At 33.2% G+C, this 17,589-nt stretch carries 11 protein-coding genes; 5 read left to right on the top strand and 6 right to left on the bottom strand.

Annotated features, from left to right (window positions below; genetic code table 11):
• The first annotated feature begins 105 nt into the window (after positions 1-105).
• The 3 genes from ACP15M_RS04665 to ACP15M_RS04655 all read left to right on the top strand — a co-directional run bounded on the left by ACP15M_RS04665 (position 106) and on the right by ACP15M_RS04655 (position 6,768).
• Positions 106-4,221 carry a T9SS type A sorting domain-containing protein gene (locus ACP15M_RS04665; RefSeq protein ID WP_425076011.1) on the top strand — a complete coding sequence of 1,372 codons (4,116 nt, stop codon included), beginning with the start codon at positions 106-108 and terminating at the stop codon, positions 4,219-4,221.
• Positions 4,222-4,386: 165 nt separating this feature from the next.
• Complete coding sequence (locus tag ACP15M_RS04660) at positions 4,387-5,862, top strand: T9SS type A sorting domain-containing protein (RefSeq protein WP_425076010.1); 1,476 nt, start codon at positions 4,387-4,389, stop codon at positions 5,860-5,862.
• Positions 5,863-5,964: 102 nt separating this feature from the next.
• Entirely contained in the window at positions 5,965-6,768 is an 804-nt protein-coding gene (locus tag ACP15M_RS04655; protein ID WP_425076009.1) for a DUF6503 family protein, read from the top strand.
• Positions 6,769-6,923: 155 nt separating this feature from the next.
• Here ACP15M_RS04655 and ACP15M_RS04650 read toward each other — a convergent pair whose 3' ends face one another.
• The 3 genes from ACP15M_RS04650 to ACP15M_RS04640 all read right to left on the bottom strand — a co-directional run bounded on the left by ACP15M_RS04650 (position 6,924) and on the right by ACP15M_RS04640 (position 12,366).
• Positions 6,924-8,231, bottom strand: a complete 1,308-nt coding sequence (locus ACP15M_RS04650; RefSeq protein WP_425076008.1) for an amidohydrolase family protein — start codon at positions 8,229-8,231, stop codon at positions 6,924-6,926.
• 10 nt (positions 8,232-8,241) lie between these two features.
• Complete coding sequence (locus ACP15M_RS04645) at positions 8,242-11,217, bottom strand: amidohydrolase family protein (protein WP_425076007.1); 2,976 nt, start codon at positions 11,215-11,217, stop codon at positions 8,242-8,244.
• A gap of 84 nt (positions 11,218-11,301) precedes the next feature.
• Entirely contained in the window at positions 11,302-12,366 is a 1,065-nt protein-coding gene (locus ACP15M_RS04640) for a DUF3810 domain-containing protein (RefSeq protein WP_425076006.1), read from the bottom strand.
• 52 nt (positions 12,367-12,418) lie between these two features.
• On the opposite strand from ACP15M_RS04640, the gene ACP15M_RS04635 reads away from it, so the two are divergent.
• Positions 12,419-13,882, top strand: a complete 1,464-nt coding sequence (locus ACP15M_RS04635; protein WP_425076005.1) for an aminoacyl-histidine dipeptidase — start codon at positions 12,419-12,421, stop codon at positions 13,880-13,882.
• Positions 13,883-14,074: 192 nt separating this feature from the next.
• Here ACP15M_RS04635 and ACP15M_RS04630 read toward each other — a convergent pair whose 3' ends face one another.
• Genes ACP15M_RS04630 through ACP15M_RS04620 form a run of 3 tightly spaced genes read right to left on the bottom strand, consistent with a single transcriptional unit; the run spans position 14,075 to position 16,859 of the window.
• Entirely contained in the window at positions 14,075-15,298 is a 1,224-nt protein-coding gene (locus tag ACP15M_RS04630) for a peptidylprolyl isomerase (RefSeq protein ID WP_425076004.1), read from the bottom strand.
• 8 nt (positions 15,299-15,306) lie between these two features.
• The gene (gldI, locus tag ACP15M_RS04625; RefSeq protein ID WP_425076003.1) at positions 15,307-15,843 is read right to left on the bottom strand and encodes a gliding motility-associated peptidyl-prolyl isomerase GldI; all 537 of its coding nucleotides are present in this window, start codon (positions 15,841-15,843) and stop codon (positions 15,307-15,309) included.
• Entirely contained in the window at positions 15,843-16,859 is a 1,017-nt protein-coding gene (locus tag ACP15M_RS04620) for a DHH family phosphoesterase (RefSeq protein ID WP_425076002.1), read from the bottom strand. Before ACP15M_RS04620 ends, gldI begins: the two co-directional genes overlap by 1 nt.
• Before the next feature lie 115 nt (positions 16,860-16,974).
• Between ACP15M_RS04620 and ACP15M_RS04615 the strand changes: the two genes are divergently transcribed.
• The gene (locus tag ACP15M_RS04615; protein WP_425076001.1) at positions 16,975-17,394 is read left to right on the top strand and encodes a nucleoside-diphosphate kinase; all 420 of its coding nucleotides are present in this window, start codon (positions 16,975-16,977) and stop codon (positions 17,392-17,394) included.
• Positions 17,395-17,589 lie beyond the last annotated feature (195 nt).

The following is a 17,589-nucleotide window of genomic DNA, read 5'->3' as shown; positions in this document are numbered from 1 at the left end:
GTAGGAATTTTTGGTTTTTATCTGTTTTATAAATGAAAATCTTTAGATTTAATTATCTTTATCTGGTTTTCAAATCCTTAACAGCTTAATTAAAATCAACCGCTCATGAAAAAATTATTACTATTTCTTACCGTTTTCTGTTCTTTTACAGCACTACTATGGTCTCAAAATACACCTAACACTCCAAATGATATACTGTTGTGTGATATAGATGGTAGTGGATTTGCTGAATTTGATTTACATATCAACGACGCTATAATCCTTGACGGACTTGATAATCCTGATCAATATGTTATTACTTATCATGAAACTGCTACAGATGCAAATAATGGTACTAATGCATTGAGTTCACCATATACAAATATTACAAATCCACAGGAAATTAGAACCAGAGTTGAGCATAGTGATGGAGGAACTGTAACGGTATACTTTTCTCAGTTTTTTTTAATAGCTGGACCTTCACCATCATATACTTGGACATTCCCTATGCAGCAATGTGATACAGGTGGTGGCTATGCAACTTTTGATTTAACACAATTAGAACAAGAATTCATGAATGGAAATAGCAATGTAGTTCTTACTTATTACGAAACTTATGAAGATGCTCTAAACGAAGTTAATGCGATAACTAACGAAAATTTTTACACCAATACAACACCTTATACTCAAGACATTTATATTCGTGCTACAGATTTGTTATCAGGATGTTTCTTCGTAAATAACTCTCCAGCATTAATATTAAATGTTGGTCCATTTAATGTTGCTAACAATCCAACGCCTTATGTAGTTTGTGATACAGATGATGATGGGATTGAAGTGTTTAATCTTGATACTAAAACAAATGAAATTTTAGGAGGAAACCAAAATCCAACGCTATTAGTAACGTATCACTTAAACCAAGCAGAAGCAGATGGCTTTTTCAATGTATTAGATCCAATATTTACAAATACAATTCCTTTTGCTCAAACGCTTTATGTTAGAGTGAGTCAAAATACAGGAGATTGCTATGACATCACTACTTTAGATTTGGTTGTCGATACCGATTGTGTGTCTGCATCATCCGTCGAAGCTTTTGTTTGTAGTGAAGATTCTAATACTCCTACAGACTATGATTTAACGATTCACGAAGCAGAAATACTTAATGGTCAAAATTCATCAGATTTTACAATAACATATTACATGTCCGAAACAAATGCTATTGCAGAAGTAAATCCTATTACTAATCCGCAAGCCTATGCTGTTAATAGTAATTCTGAAGTATATGTTCGTGTTGAAAACCAATCGGGAAGTTATACTGTTGTAGTGATTTTTATTAATTATTATCTAAATCCACAAATAGATTTTAATGGACCTTATACAATTTGTGGAGGTAATGATGTTGTATTATATCCAGTTATAAATAATAATAATGGAGCTTATTATGATTATCTATGGAGTACAGGAGAAACGAGTCCAGAAATTGTAGTTAATATGGCTGGAGTGTATTCTGTAACTGTTACAGATTTAATTTCAGGTTGTGTGTCAACTGCTAGTGTTGAAGTCATTGAAGGAGGTATTATACCTGTAATTTCTCAACCTGAAAATATGGCAAATTGTGAGCCTATAGCTAGTTTCGATTTAACATCAACAATACCTGAAATTTTAAACGGATTAGATGCCAATCAGTTTGTAATTAATTTCTTTGAAGATTATAGTTCAGCTAATTCTAATACCAATCCTATTGTTGATGCAACTAATTATATGGTGTCATTAACTACCGAAACAATTTTTGTTAGAGTACAAAATTCAACAAATGAATGTTTTTCTATAACAGATTTTAGCGTTACTAGTGACGGATCTTGTCCTGCAATTGTTGATTGTGCGCAACCAGTAACCAATTCATTCTGTTACGATAATAGTAGTCAACAACAATATATCTATGAAAGTGCAGATGGAACAACTCCTTTACAAGTCGTATTTAATGCTGGACAGGTTGAAAATAATTTTGATGAGCTAGTTGTGTTAGACTCAAATGGTACAAATCTTAATGCTAATTCTCCTTATGGTAATCAAGGTGATGTTTCTGGTTTAATGTTTACATCATCTGGTAGTACTATAACTATAATGGTAGCTTCAGACGTAAGTGTATCTTGTCAAAGTCAAAACTACACACCAATAAATTATGAAGTTAGTTGTGCAGATCCAAATGCACTTCCTTCGTGCAATGTTATGATGTTAACGCCTGAAAATGGAGAAGTTGATGTCAATGAAAACACAAATATAACATGGAGTAACGCTTCTGGTGTAGTAGTAGGTTATAAGTTGTCAATTGGTATTACTCCTGGCGGAACAGAAGTATTAGATAACTTAGATGTTGGTAATGTACTAAGTTATGAAACAGATACTTTTGAGTATGAAGTCACCTATTACATTACAATCACTCCTTATAATAATAATGGAAATGCCGAAGACTGTATTGAGAAAAGTTTTACAACGCGAGCAAACCCTAATCAAATAGTTGTGTGTGAAGATGGAACTGTAAATACAACTTATTGTTATGATAATAATGATACAACTGAGTTTAGTTTTCAAAGCTCTGACGGATTACCATTAACACTTTACTTTAATGCTGGAGGTACTGAAGTTACTTATGACGAAGTTTATATCATAGATTCTGATGGTACTATTTTAAACCCAGATTTAGAATATGGTAATAATGGCGATTTTGCTGGTTTGACTTACACATCTTTAGGAGATTCTTTAACAGTAAGATTTAATACAGATGGTTCAGTAAGTTGTGCTAATGGAAATGCTTGTTGTACAGAACAATTTGATTTTGATGTCTTCTGTACGTCTTCAGTAGGGATTATTGATGTCAATGCATTTATTGACGACAATGCAAATGGTGTTTTTGATGCTAACGAATTTAATTTCTCTAACGGTTACTTTACTTACGAAGTAAATGGAGATGGAATGCTAAATACCGTAAATTCATCTACTGGAAATTTCCAAATTATAAGTGAAAATGACACAGATGTGTACGAAATCACATTTAATTTATACGATGAATCTGCTGGATGTTATGAAGTTACATCAGCTACATTTAGTAATATTAGTGTAACCGAAGGTAATACAGTTACAGTAGATTTCCCTGTCGTTGAAGAACAATCTTGCGAAGACCTTGCTGTATATCTTATTAATTATTGGACACCTCCAAGACCTGGCTTTTCTCATGAAAATTTCTTGGTATTAGAAAACTTAGGCTTTACCACAATTACATCTGGTACTGTAGAGTTTGTTGCAGATTCACAATTGGTTTACAATAATGTAACTAGTGTAAATCCAAATTATACTATTACCAATACAGCTACAGGATTTACAGTTGATTTTGTAAACTTACAACCTGGAGATGTTGAGTATATCGATATTTCATTAACCTGTCCAGCTACAGTTGATTTAGATGATATTGTTACCAATACAGCAACTTATGTTACAGATGCTAACGATTTAGTTCCAGGAAATAATTATTCTACCTTATCAGAAGTTGTTATAGGTTCTTGGGATCCAAATGATAAAATGGAATCTCATGGCCCAAAAGTGTTATTTGATGATTTTTCAACGTCAGATGAATGGTTGTATTATACAGTGCGTTTCCAAAACTTAGGAACAGCAGCAGCAGAGTTTGTAAGAATAGAAGATGTTTTAGACAATCAGTTAGATGAAACCACCTTTCAAATGCTACGCTCAAGTCACGATTATGTAGTGACAAGAACCGAAAATAACCTCGAATGGTATTTTGAAGACATTAATTTACCAGCAGAGCAAGATGATGCCGAAGGTAGTAACGGATTTATATATTTTAGAGTAAAGCCAAAAGCAGGATATGCTTTAGGAGATATCATTCCAAATACTGCGGCAATCTATTTCGATTTCAATGCACCAGTAATCACCAATCGTTTTGAAACAGAATTTGTTGACGAAGCACTTTCAGTTTCTGAATTTGATTATAACGGATTTGACATGCATCCAAATCCTGCAAATGACGTTTTAAATATAAAGCTCAACAACATTTCAAATGCAAACCTTAGGGTTTACGATATACAAGGCAAATTGGTTATAGAACGCCCAATATCTAACGAGCAAAACCTTTCGCTAAACGTTTCAAACTTGCAAAGCGGACTGTATTTTGTAAAACTCAATACTTCTACTAAAGAAATGGTTAAGAAGTTAATCATTGACTAAAGTCTATTAAAACAACGAAACTCAAAAGCAATCATTAGCGTTTACGTCAGTTCGAGTGATTTTGAGTTTCGAAAAATCGTATCGAGAACCAATTATATAGACCAAAGCCTCAGAATAATTCTGAGGCTTTTTTTACCATTTTTAAACATTAATAAAAAGAAACTTATGTTAAAACAATTACTATTTTTATGTTCTGTATTCTGTTTAATGAATATAAATGCCCAAGTAGCAAATCAACCAACACCATTAGAGCTTTGTGATGATGAATTATCTGATGGATTTACACTTTTTGATCTGTATTCGAAAGATAGTGAGGTGCTAGGTACTCAAAGCGAAGTAGAATTCCATGTTAGTTATCATCTAACGGAACAGGAAGCTGGTGATGGTTTTGGTGCTTTAGAAAGCTCATATGTTAATTCTACTAATCCACAAACAATTTATGTGAGAATCGAAGATTATATCACAGGTTATTCAGATACTACAACTTTAACGTTAAGAGTTTTACCAAATCCTGCTCCTGGAGTTGCATCAAATATAGTTATATGTGATGATGTAAGTAACGATGGTTTTGCAATTTTTGATTTAACAATAAATGATTTACAAATATTAAATGGAGAAATAGGAAATAGCATTAGTTATTTTAATAGTGAATCTGATGCATTATTTGATTCAAATGCTATCGCTGATCCTACAATGTATATAAATATCAATGCCTATTATCAAACTATTTATGCAAGATTAGAAAACGACGTGTATGGTTGTTTTGCTATAACCAGTTTTGATCTTATTGTAAATCCAGTACCTATAAGCATAGTCACAAGCGATTACATTTTATGTAGTGGTGAGTCATTAATTATAGACTCAGGTGTTGATGCTAACAACTTTTCAATATCTTGGTTTTATCAAGGCGTTTTAATTTCTGGAGAAACAAATCCAACTCTCAATGTAAATCAAGCTGGAACTTATACTCTTGAATTGTTAGATGAGCTAACTTTTTGTAGTAGTTTAACAGACATTATTGTAACAGAAGTTTCTTGTGTAGATACTGATAGTGATGGCGTTATTGATGCAGATGAAGACCTAAATAGTAATGGTAATTTAGATGATGATGATACAGATTTAGACGGTATTCCTAATTATTTAGATGATGATGATGATGGTGATAATGTTGATACTATTGATGAAATTACGAATCCTAATGGTCGAATGGCTCTACATTCATTTATTGATACAGATTTAGATACCATAGAAAACTATCTCGATAATGATGATGATGGCGATTTAGTATTAACAATTGATGAAGATTATAATAATAATGGAGACCCAACGGATGATGATACAAATATGAATAACGTACCAGATTATTTAGATGCTGATGTGGCTTTAAGTGTAACAGATTATATAGTATCAAATTTCAGTCTGTTTCCAAATCCTGCAAATGACGTTTTAAATATAAAACTCAACAACATTTCAAATGCAAACCTTAGGGTTTACGATATACAAGGCAAATTAGTTATAGAACGCCCAATATCTAACGAGCAAAACCTTGAGCTAAACGTTTCAAACTTGCAAAGCGGACTGTATTTTGTAAAACTCAATACTTCTACTAAAGAAATGGTTAAAAAACTAATTATTGAATAAGGAAAATTGATAATAGCAAAAGGCCTCAGAATAGCTCTGAGGCTTTTTTGTAAACAATTCTTTTTACCTTCGTCTAAGCTACAAACCAAAACAACCCATATTATGAAATTTAAATTTTTAGCAGTAGTAATAATACTTGTTTTTACATCATGTAAAAACGATAAAAAAGAGCATCCAGTTCAATCTATAAACTATTCCGAAACCGAATTAGATGTTACAACCAGTATGTACCCAGAAAATATTTCAAAAGTGTTCGATGCACACGGAGGGTTAGAGGTTTGGCAACAAATGCAAACACTAAAATTTACAATGGCTAAAGATAATGGAGACGAAGTGACCATAACAGATTTAAAAAACAGAAAATCAAAAATCGAAATGCCTAAGCATACCATTGGTTACGATGGTAAAGAGGTTTGGTTGCTAAATAAAAATGGTTCAGTTTATAAGGGAAACCCTAAGTTTTACTACAATTTAATGTTCTATTTCTATGCCATGCCTTTTGTACTAGCCGACGATGGTATAACGTATAAAGATGTTGAACCACTAAACTTTGAAGGTAAAACATATCCAGGTATTAAAATATCTTATGAAAGTGGAGTAGGAGAGTCGCCTGATGATGAATACATTTTATATTACGATTCTCAAACCAATCAAATGACTTGGTTAGGTTATACAGTAACCTATTTTACTAAAGAAAAAGCAAAAGAATTTCACTTCATAAAATATAGCAATTGGCAAAATATAAATAACCTTACCTTACCAAAAACCTTAACGTGGTATAATTACGAAAACAATCAGCCAACCACTAAACGTAATGATGTAGAATTTTCGCAAGTCATGGCTACCCAACTTAAAATGGACGATGCGGTCTTTGAAAAACCTAAAGACGCAGAATTAGTTCAATAATTAGTTTTAAAAGCAAGACAATGTCATTCTGAATGAAATGAAGAATCTTTTTTACATGTTATAAACTATTAATTTATATCAATAAGATTCCTCATTTCGCTCAAAATGACCATATCAATTTATTGCTAACCTACTTTATTTGAGGGATTCAGAATTTAATCTTCCTTTTTAAACTTTTCAGAATAACGCTTCCATAATTTAGTTTGATGACTTTCCAAACTAATTAATCGTCCATCTATAAAAGCATGAGAGATTAGATTAGTTCTCATATCTAACGCATCACCTTCACTTATAAATAAGGTAGCACTTTTGCCTTCCTCTAACGAGCCATAAGCATCATCAACACCTAATATTTTAGCCGTATTTAAAGTAATAAGTTGTAAGGCTTGCGACTTAGTTAACCCATAAGCAACAGTAGTGCCAGCATAAAAAGGTAAGTTACGAGCATTCATTCGTTCCATTTGCCCACTGCCTTCAAGAGCTACAACAACGCCTTTATCAACTAATAATTTTGCCATTTTAAAAGGCAAATCATAATCATCATCGGTTTGTCCTGGTCTAGAGTGTACGCGCTGTAACAACACCGAAACATTATTCTGTTTTAGTAAATCTGCAACCTTATAAGCATGGTAACCACCAACAATAGTTAAGTTTGTAACACCATTTTCTTTTGAAAAATTAACAGCATCAATAATCCCTTTCTCATCATCAACATGAATAAATAATGTTTTGCTTCCATCAAATAAGCCTTTAGTTGCTTCATAAGGTAAATTAATTGCGACATTACTATCTTTTGCATAAGTCTTTGTGGCATTAAAAAAATCAGTAATCTCTTTAACTTGTTTCGTGTAGTTTTTATTAACTTTCATCGAAGGGTCTTCTCCCAACCACCAACGTCCGCGACTAAAACTATTAGGCCAATTCATATGTATGCCATCATCTTCTTTAACAACGGCATCTTCCCAGTTCCAAGCATCTAATTGAACAATCGACGACGTGCCAGAAATACGTCCGCCACGAGGTGTAACTTGAGCTAATAATACACCATTAGGTCGCATCGATTCTACAACCTTAGATTCCGTATTATACGCAATTAAACTTCTAATATGAGGATTCCATGAGCCTAATTCAGAGTCATCATCTGTAGCTCTTACAGCATCAATTTCAACCAAACCTAAAGTGGTGTTAGGTATTATAAAACCAGGATATACATGCTTTCCACTAGCATCAATAACTTTCATATCACCTAATTTTAACTTTACTACTCGAGCATCTACTACAGTAATTAATTTCCCGTTTTCTATAATGATTAAACTATTCTTTATAATCTCTCCATTACCAATATGAGCTGTTGCACCTTTTATGGCAATAGGTTCGCTGTCTTGTTTTCCTGGTGTCTGTTGCGCATTTGTAAATCCAAATGTTAATAATAACAGAGCAATATATATATGTGTATGTTTCATGTGTTTTAGTTTAGTGAGATTCATGGTCTATATAATCACAATGCATCTGATCTTTTTCTTTCTTCTTTATAGGTTGTGTTTTTAAGCCTTTATGTTTTGCTAATAACATTTGGTTTACCAAAGCAGCTTTCTCTTTCTTAATCTCTGTACGCATCTGTGCATCTCGTGTAATATCAAAATAAGTAACCCCTTCTATAAGAGTCTTTTCTGCTTTTGCATAAACTGAAAGCGGATGGTCAGACCATAATACCAAATCGGCATCCTTTCCAACTTTAATGCTTCCTACTTTATCATCAATATGAAGTAACTTTGCAGGATTCAAAGTCACAAACTTCCACGCATCTTCTTCAGATACACCTCCATACTTAACCGATTTTGCAGCCTCTTGATTTAAACGTCGTGACATTTCGCCATCATCACTATTTATGGCAACCACAACACCAGCATTATGCATAATCGCTGCATTATATGGTATTGCGTCATTAACCTCATATTTATAAGCCCACCAATCACTAAAGGTCGACCCTCCAACACCATGTGCAACCATTTTATCTGCAACTTTATAACCTTCTAAGATATGAGTAAAGGTATTGATGTTAAAGTCAAATTGTTCGGCAACCTTCATCAACATATTAATCTCACTTTGAACGTATGAGTGACAAGATATAAAGCGTTCTTTGTTTAAGATCTCTGCAAGAACATCCATCTCTATATCTTTTCGATATGGTTTACCACTTTTCTTTAAAGCGTCATAAGCCTTTGCTCTATTAAAATAATCAATGTACAGTTGTTCTACTCCCATACGTGTTTGCGGGAAACGTTCAAAACTAGACCAGTTAGATTGCTTAACATTTTCTCCTAAGGCGAATTTGATAAACTTCGGACTATCCTTATATATTAAATCATCTGCATCCTCTCCCCATTTTAGCTTTATAATTGCCGATCGTCCTCCTATTGGATTTGCCGATCCATGTAAAATCTGAATTGTAGTTACTCCACCTGCTAAGTTTCTATAAATATCAATGTCTTCATCATCTATAACATCTTCAATACTTACTTCTGCCGATGAGTTTTGTCCGCCTTCATTTATCGATGATGCTGCAATATGTGAATGTTCATCTATGATTCCACAGGTTAAATGCTTTCCTGTAGCATCAATAATTCGTGCTCCAGAAGCAGAAAGGTCTTTTCCTATTTTTGCAATCTTTCCATGTTTAACCAATACATCGGTTTGCTCCATAATGCCTTCAGCTTCATTAGTCCAAACAGTTGCATTCTTAAATAATAAGGTTTCTTGCTTAGGTAATTCTTTAAAACCATAAGCCATATTAGGGTAGGTAACAGCAACAGTTGCTTTAACTTCTGAAGCATCTCCTTTTTTAGTTGATTTATCTTCAGTTTTTAAGTCTAACTTCTTAGCGTAAAAAGTCATCTCATTACCATCAGGAAATAAGGCCTTTCCATTTAAACTTTTTCCATCGGTAACATGAGCTACCAATCGTATAAACTCTTGTTTTGTCGAATCTTTTGTGGTCATAGCAACAGATAACCAATTATCGGTATAACTAACTTTAGACCCTCTTTGTTTATCATTACTAGTAATCTCAGACTTAAGTTTATTGAGTTCTCCTTTTAAATTCATTTTGTAAGACTCTCCAGCTAAAACAAACTCATAATCACCTCTTACATCTTTAGTGTTCATCGTATTGATAACAGTTTGTGTACCTTGAACCCAGTTTTCATATAGAATTGTTTTCTTGTCAAAAATATCTCCAGAAGTAATTAAAAAGTTGGCATAAGCGCCTGTTTTAAGACTTCCAATTTCCGAAGCTTTTCCTAATAGTTTCGCAGGAGTGGTGGTTAAGGCTTCAAGCGCTTTCTCTTTTGGTAAACCATAAGAGATGGCTTTCATAAGCTTTGCTTTAAATGCTTTTGGCGATTTTAAATCGTGCGTAGTAAATGCAAAAGTAATATTGTTCTCTGCAAGAATTTTTGGGTTAGAAGGCTCTTGATTCCATGCTCGCATATCACTTAATGATAACGACTTAGTTAAATATACATTCTCTACATCATAAGCATCTTGAAAGTTTATAGGTAAAATATATGCAGCATTTGTTGCTTTAACATCTTTAATACGTTCATATTCGTCACCACCTCCAAGAATCACATATTGAATCCCAAACGCATCTCCAACTTTATCTGCTCGTAAGGCATTTACTCTACTACCAGCAGCAAAAATCTGTACTAAGTCTTTGTTTTTATTTAAGGCTTCAATAGACAAGTCTTTTGTTTTACTATGTCCTTTTGCATACCAATCGGCATCTAAATATAATTGGCGTAATAAAGCCATACTTCCCATTATAGATCCAGGATATGATTGTCGAGATGTGACACTTTTTCTAAACGAAAAGTACTGACCAGAGCGTTGTTCTAAAACAGCCATATCATTACCATCTTTAGTGTTTAGAGCTACTAAAGTTCCAGTACCTCTTACAATACCATCTTGAATGTGTGTGTTCACAACACCAAATCCTGCATTTAAAAATGCTTTGGCTTTTTTAGTATCAAACTTAAACTTCGAAATAGCGTTATGTTCTGGCATAACATGGTCATTCCAATAATAACCAGTTCGAGTCGCATTGTATTGCGGACTTCTGCCACTGCCACTTGCACGTTTTGGTTTTTCTACTCCAAAATCTGAATACATATCTATAAATGAAGGGTAAATACTTTTACCTTCAACATTTACAACGGTTGTATTTTTTGGTAGCGAAACCGATGCTCCAGACGAAACTACTTTTCCATCTTTTATAAGCAGTGTTCCCTGATCAATAACTTGACTAGGTGTGATGTAAATTTTCGCATTTACAAATGCAGTATAGTTAGAGTTAACGGCTTTTACACCATCGTTTTTAGGAAAATACTCTTGTGCTAATAACGAAAAGCTACATAAAAAGAGCAAGAGCCTTAAAGGAATTTTTAACATGTTAGTTGTTGATTAAAATTATGTTCTAAAGATAAAGATTAAAGTGTTGGTTTTTGTGAAATAATCACTTTTTAACCAATAAGCTTAACGAGCAATCTTATAATAGTTAACTAATAATGCTACTACATAACTATAACTTTCCATTCCTGCAGATTGATTGTTCGCTTTTAAAAAATTATTATAGGTACTTTTAAATAAAGGTTCAGTTGGGTTTTGGTAGTTATCCCAAAAGTCTCTCACTTCCTTATAGTTTTTTAAAACACCTTTATGTATTGTTGCAGCCATTGTATCATACCTTTTAGGATCTCTTCTATACATTTCATTTAAACAATGTCGTAATGCAAAGGCATGTCCAGAGTATCTAAAATACACATCTGTATGATGCATCGCTGCCATACTACCTATAAAATTAGCTTCATTCTCAGCAGCATAACCTAATTGATGTGCCACTTCATGGCTTCCAGTAGTAGGATATTTATATGAAGGTATCAAACCATCAATTTGAGCTTCGTTAGTAAACGGATTTAAATAACCCGAAAAGCCCATATAAGTTAATGGTAAACTATAAATCGATTTTTTTATACTTCGAGGATGATACGCTAAATATGGAAATGTTTTAGAAAGTTCATCATAACCATCAGGTACCATCTTTAATAACTCAGTTGTTGTGTATGGTATATCTACTTTTAAAGTATCATGAGGTACTATGCTTAAATGAATTGTATTAACCTTAGTGATTAATTCTTCTGTTAACAACACTAATTCTTCGGTAGTATAATCGTTATCAATTTTTAAAGAAACATGTAGTGGTAGTCTATAATAATTAAAAGCCCATAACACATGAAACGCTAAATAACCAATAGATATAGCTGAAAGCACATCTAAAACCCAATGTTTAGTGTCTTTTACTACCCGTTTTCTATTTACAATCAACCATCTAATAATATAAATACTTAAAAGCGTATATAATATATCACCTACCGAAAAGGGTAACCAACCAAACATATAGCGCATTGCTTTTGAAATATAAATGTATAATCCATGACTATAAACAGATTCCACAAATCCAGGATAATAAGCCAATAGTTTTAAGAATAAAACTTGAGGAATAATAGAGAACGCAATAAGGCTTTTTTTGTGTTTCAGCATGACTCAAAAATACTAAAAAGATGTACCTTTGCGAAACTAAAAAATGAATATCATGAGCACAGAAATAAGAGCACTACAACCCAAAGCACTTTGGAATAAGTTTGCCGATTTAAACGCAGTTCCTAGACCTTCAAAAAAAGAAGAACGCGTCATTCAATTTATGAAAGATTTTGGAGCGACTTTAGGTTTAGAAACTATTGAAGACGAAGTAGGAAACGTCATTATCAAGAAACCAGCAACTGCTGGAATGGAAGATCGAAAAACCGTAGTCATGCAATCGCACTTAGACATGGTTCATCAAAAAAATAACGATACTGTTTTCGATTTTGATACCCAAGGAATCGAAATGTATGTTGATGGAGATTGGGTAAGAGCTAAAGGAACCACTTTAGGAGCAGATAATGGCCTAGGTGTTGCAACAATAATGGCTATTTTAGAAAGTACAGACATTCAACACCCAGCAATTGAAGCTTTATTCACCATTGATGAAGAAACTGGAATGACAGGAGCTATGGGATTAAAAGGAGGTGTGCTTTCTGGAGATATTCTATTAAACCTAGATACTGAAGAAGATGATGAAATAGGTGTGGGTTGTGCTGGAGGTGTAGATGTAACTGCAACTAGAACTTATGAGCAAGAGGAAACACCTGAGTTTAAAATAGGTTATAAAATAGCTGTTAAAGGCTTACAAGGAGGTCACTCTGGAATGCAAATACATGAAGGTCTAGCTAATGCAAATAAATTGATGAATCGTTTATTGTTTGATGGCTTTGAAAATTTTGGCTTACGTATTTCTGAAATTGATGGAGGTAGTTTGCGTAATGCAATTCCGCGTGAAAGTAATGCTATTGTAGCTATTGATGCAATTCACGAAGATGCTTTTATTGCCGAAATGAAAACATTAGCAAACGATATTAAAATTGAATATAAAACCATGGAGCCAGATTTAGTGATTGAAGTTTCTAAAATAGAAACTCCAAAACAAATCATGGATTTAGGTGTTCAAGAAGGGCTAACTAGAGCAATATATGCAGCGTTAAATGGTGTATTCAGAATGAGTCCTGATATTCCAGATTTAGTTGAAACGTCTAATAACATTGCTCGTGTTATTGTTAAAGATGGTCATATAAAAATAGGATGCTTAACGCGTAGTTCGGTAGAAACTTCTAAATGGAACTTAGCTAATGGTTTAAGAGCAGCATTTGAACTTACAGGCTGTGAAGTAGAACTTAGTGGTGATTATCCAGGTTGGAAGCCTAATATGGATTCTGATATTTTAAAAGTAATGGTTCCTCTTTATAAGGAGCTAAACAATGGCGAAGAACCACATGTAGCGGCATGTCATGCAGGTCTTGAATGTGGTATACTTGGTACCAATTATCCTGAAATGGATATGATTAGCTTTGGACCAAACATTAAAGGTGCACATTCTCCAGATGAGCGCGCTCAAATATCATCAGCACAAAAATATTGGAAGTTTGTTCTAGAAATATTGAAGCGTATTCCAAAGAAATAAATGACAGATTTACACGTCATTAAGAAGGAGTAAAGCGACTGAAGGATCTATTTCAGTATTCTGAGATTCTTCGTTTCATTATATGTCGCTCAGAATGACAATAAATTTAAGTTTAGGTGATTTCAACTAGATTTACGTATAAAAAAAAGCCTTTCAATTTGAAAGGCTTTTTTTATTATGATTAAGTGTTTATTATTCAGCCATGGCTGTCATTTCAAGTACAAATGTTAAATCTGTATTTGGACCAATACCACCTCTTCCACGTTCGCCATAAGCTAAATGTGATGGTATATAGAAAAATGCTTTTTCTCCAACTTTCATTGATGCAATGGCTTCTTTAAAACCTGCAATCATTTGTTCATCAGGACTTATCTTCATTTTCATTGGTCCATAAGCACCAGCATCTTTACGTCTTTGATTAAACATGCCATATTTTTCAGCAATAGCTTCAAGATTACTGTCAAATAGTTTACCATCGGTAAAGTAGCCTTCATAAGCAATCATAGCAGATTGACCGCTTTTTGGTTTAATTCCAGTACCTTCTTTAATGATATACTTTTTTAATCCAGAAGCTAAAGTTGTCGTTTTTGAGGTGTACTCATCAAGTAGTGGCTTAGTAATTTTCGCTGCAGCTTCAATTTTTGCTTCACGTTCTTTAAGTTCTTCTTCAGCTTTCCTTTGTCTTTCGGCTTTTACTTCTTCAATTTCAGCTTCAACTTTTGGTAAGCCTTCTTCAAATACTTGTGCAGCATTAAATGCTTTAGCTGCTGCTCCTTTTCTAATAATATTCAGTTTAGTAATAACGACATCAACCTCAGGTTTGTTACCAGGTCCTGTTTTTACGTTAGAAATAGAGTCTTGTACTTCAATACCTTTAACGAGTTCTCCAAAAACGGAATGACAACTCACTCTAGGTTGGTCACAAGGTTTTAATGTGCCATCAGGATTGTAAGCATCAAGACTAGGATAAGGGACTTCAGTAATAAAAAACTGACTTCCATTGGTGTTAAATCCACCACTATTTGCCATAGATAAAATACCAGGTCTGTCATGTTTTAAATCAGCACTAAAATCGGCTGTAAATCTATAACCAGGTGTTCCAGATCCTGTAGCTGTATGATCACCTCCTTGAATCATAAAATTATCCATAACTCTATGAAATGTCAATCCATCATAATATGGTTTTCCTTTAAATTCTTCATCTGCCATAGGATGAGTTCCCTCTGCTAAAGCCACAAAATTGGCAACAGTTACAGGTACTTTATCATAAAATAGTTTGGCAATCATGGTGTCTTTAGTGGTAACAAATTCAGCATAAAGACCATCTTCTAATTCTGGATACTCTTCTTTACATGAGGCTGCAGTTAGCGTTAAGAACAGCACAGAAAACAATAGGGTTTTACTAATCAATTTCATAAGTTTAATCATTGGTTTTGTGTAATTGTATTTAAGGTTACTTTGCATATTAATGGAATATTTGTACCAATCCTATTGGTATCGCCATAATAGCCATAGGCTTTTTGAGATGGAAATAAAAAAGTGACCACTTCACCTGGCTTCATAAGTTTTAAGCCTTCACGTAGTCCTGTAAATATTTCTTCTTTATCCATCACATAATTTTGAGTATTGATTTCATCTTCTGAATAAATGGTGTTTTCATTCAAATCTTTAACATCATATCTAAAGTTTACAATATCTCCAAACTGAGGCGTAATGGTATCTTGTGTAACTTTGGTGTTATAATAATACCAAAACCCGCTTTTAGAAGCGATAAATTCTTCCTCAGGATTGTTATCAATAATGGTTTGAATTAAAGCATGCTCTTTCTTATTGAGTTTGATGTTTCTTTCTGCAGAAGCTTTGATAAAAGAACCCGATTGAACTGATTCTGGTCGCCTAGCATCTGGAGATTTACAACTAAAAAGAACACTTAGTATGAGTAGAATAAAAATAGGCTTCATTATAGATTTAGGTCTTGTTTATAATTAGGCAAGATACTAATAAATTTATCAATGGTATCTTTAAGACTTAATGTACTTCTTCCTCCTGCAGCATTTGTGTGTCCTCCACCATTAAAATGCGTTCGAGATAATTCGTTTACAGAAAAATCACCTTTACTTCTTAATGAGATTTTTATAATTTCATCTTGATGGCTTTCAATAAAAATGGCAGCAAACACAATGCCTTCAAGAGATAATCCGTAATTTACAAAACCTTCAGTATCACCTTTTTTAAAGTTAAAAGTGTTCAGCTCTTCTTGAGTTAAGGTAATGTAAGCTGTTCTATATTCTGGAATCACTTTTAAGTTGCTTAAAGCTCTTCCTAATAGTTGCAGCCTATCATAACTATTAGTATCATAAATATTGTTATGTATTTCAGAATTGTTAGCACCTTTCTTAATTAACTCACCAATAATTTTATGAGTTGTACTTGTGGTAGATGGAAATCGAAACGAACCAGTATCAGTCATAATACCTGTATACAAACAAGTTGCAATAGCGCTATTAATTTTATCGACATCCTCAAGCATTTCAATAAAATTAAAAACCATTTCACACGTCGACGACATAGACACATCAGAGTATGTATAAGTTGCATAATCATCAGGTTGTTGATGATGGTCAATCATAACTTTAATGCCTTTCGCTGTTGCAACAACGTCTTCCATGTCACCAATGCGTCCAAGAGAATTAAAATCTAAAGTAAATATAACTTCAGCATGTTCAATAAGTGTATCGCATGAAGCCTTATCATTTTCATATTTAAGAATTGAAGATTCTTCAGGCATCCATTTTAAAAAATCAGGATAATCATTAGGTGCAATTATAACAACGTTATGATGGTATTGTTTTAAATAATGAAATAAGCCAAGAGTAGAGCCTATGGCATCTCCATCTGGATTTTTATGCGGAATAATTACAATGGCTTTAGGTAAGCTTAAAAGCGTTTTTATACGATTAATTTCTTCTGTAGTCATAGATGGCGAAGATACAATTTTTTAATATTGGATAATACTGAAATAATTAAAGAAATATATTACTTTTGCAGCGCAATTTAAACGAAGAATACCTCTAATAATTTAAAATAATACAATGGCAACAAATAGAACATTTACAATGCTTAAGCCAGATTCTGTTGAAAAAGGGAATATTGGTGCAATTTTAGAAAAAATCACAGCTTCTGGTTTTAGAATCGTAGCGATGAAATTAACACAAATGACAACTGCAGATGCTCAAGAGTTTTATGCAATTCATAAAGAAAGACCTTTCTTTGGAGAGTTGGTAGAATATATGACTCGTGGACCAATTGTAGCTGCAATCTTAGAAAAAGATAATGCTGTTGAAGATTTTAGAACTTTAATTGGTGCTACAAATCCAGCTGAAGCTGCCGAAGGTACTATTCGTAAGTTATATGCTGCTTCAATTGGAGAGAATGCAGTTCACGGAAGTGATAGCGATGAAAATGCTGCTATTGAAGGTGCTTTTCATTTTTCAGGAAGAGAGATGTTTTAATTCATTTAAAACTTCAAATATTTAGAAAGCGCAACTCATTGAGTTGCGCTTTTTTTATACTGCATTTAGTAGGAGTTTATTGTTTTAGATGACAATTCGTCCATAAAAAATTACAATTCAGTAATTCCCTTTTTATTTAAAGACACTTCTGTTTGATATTTGCCCTGTCATTAACACAAACTATAATATTTTAAA

Source organism: Psychroserpens sp. S379A (assembly GCF_049800755.1).
Taxonomy (GTDB): domain Bacteria; phylum Bacteroidota; class Bacteroidia; order Flavobacteriales; family Flavobacteriaceae; genus Psychroserpens.
Note: the sequence above shows the minus strand (reverse complement) of the source record. Positions and strands in the feature narration are given on the sequence as shown.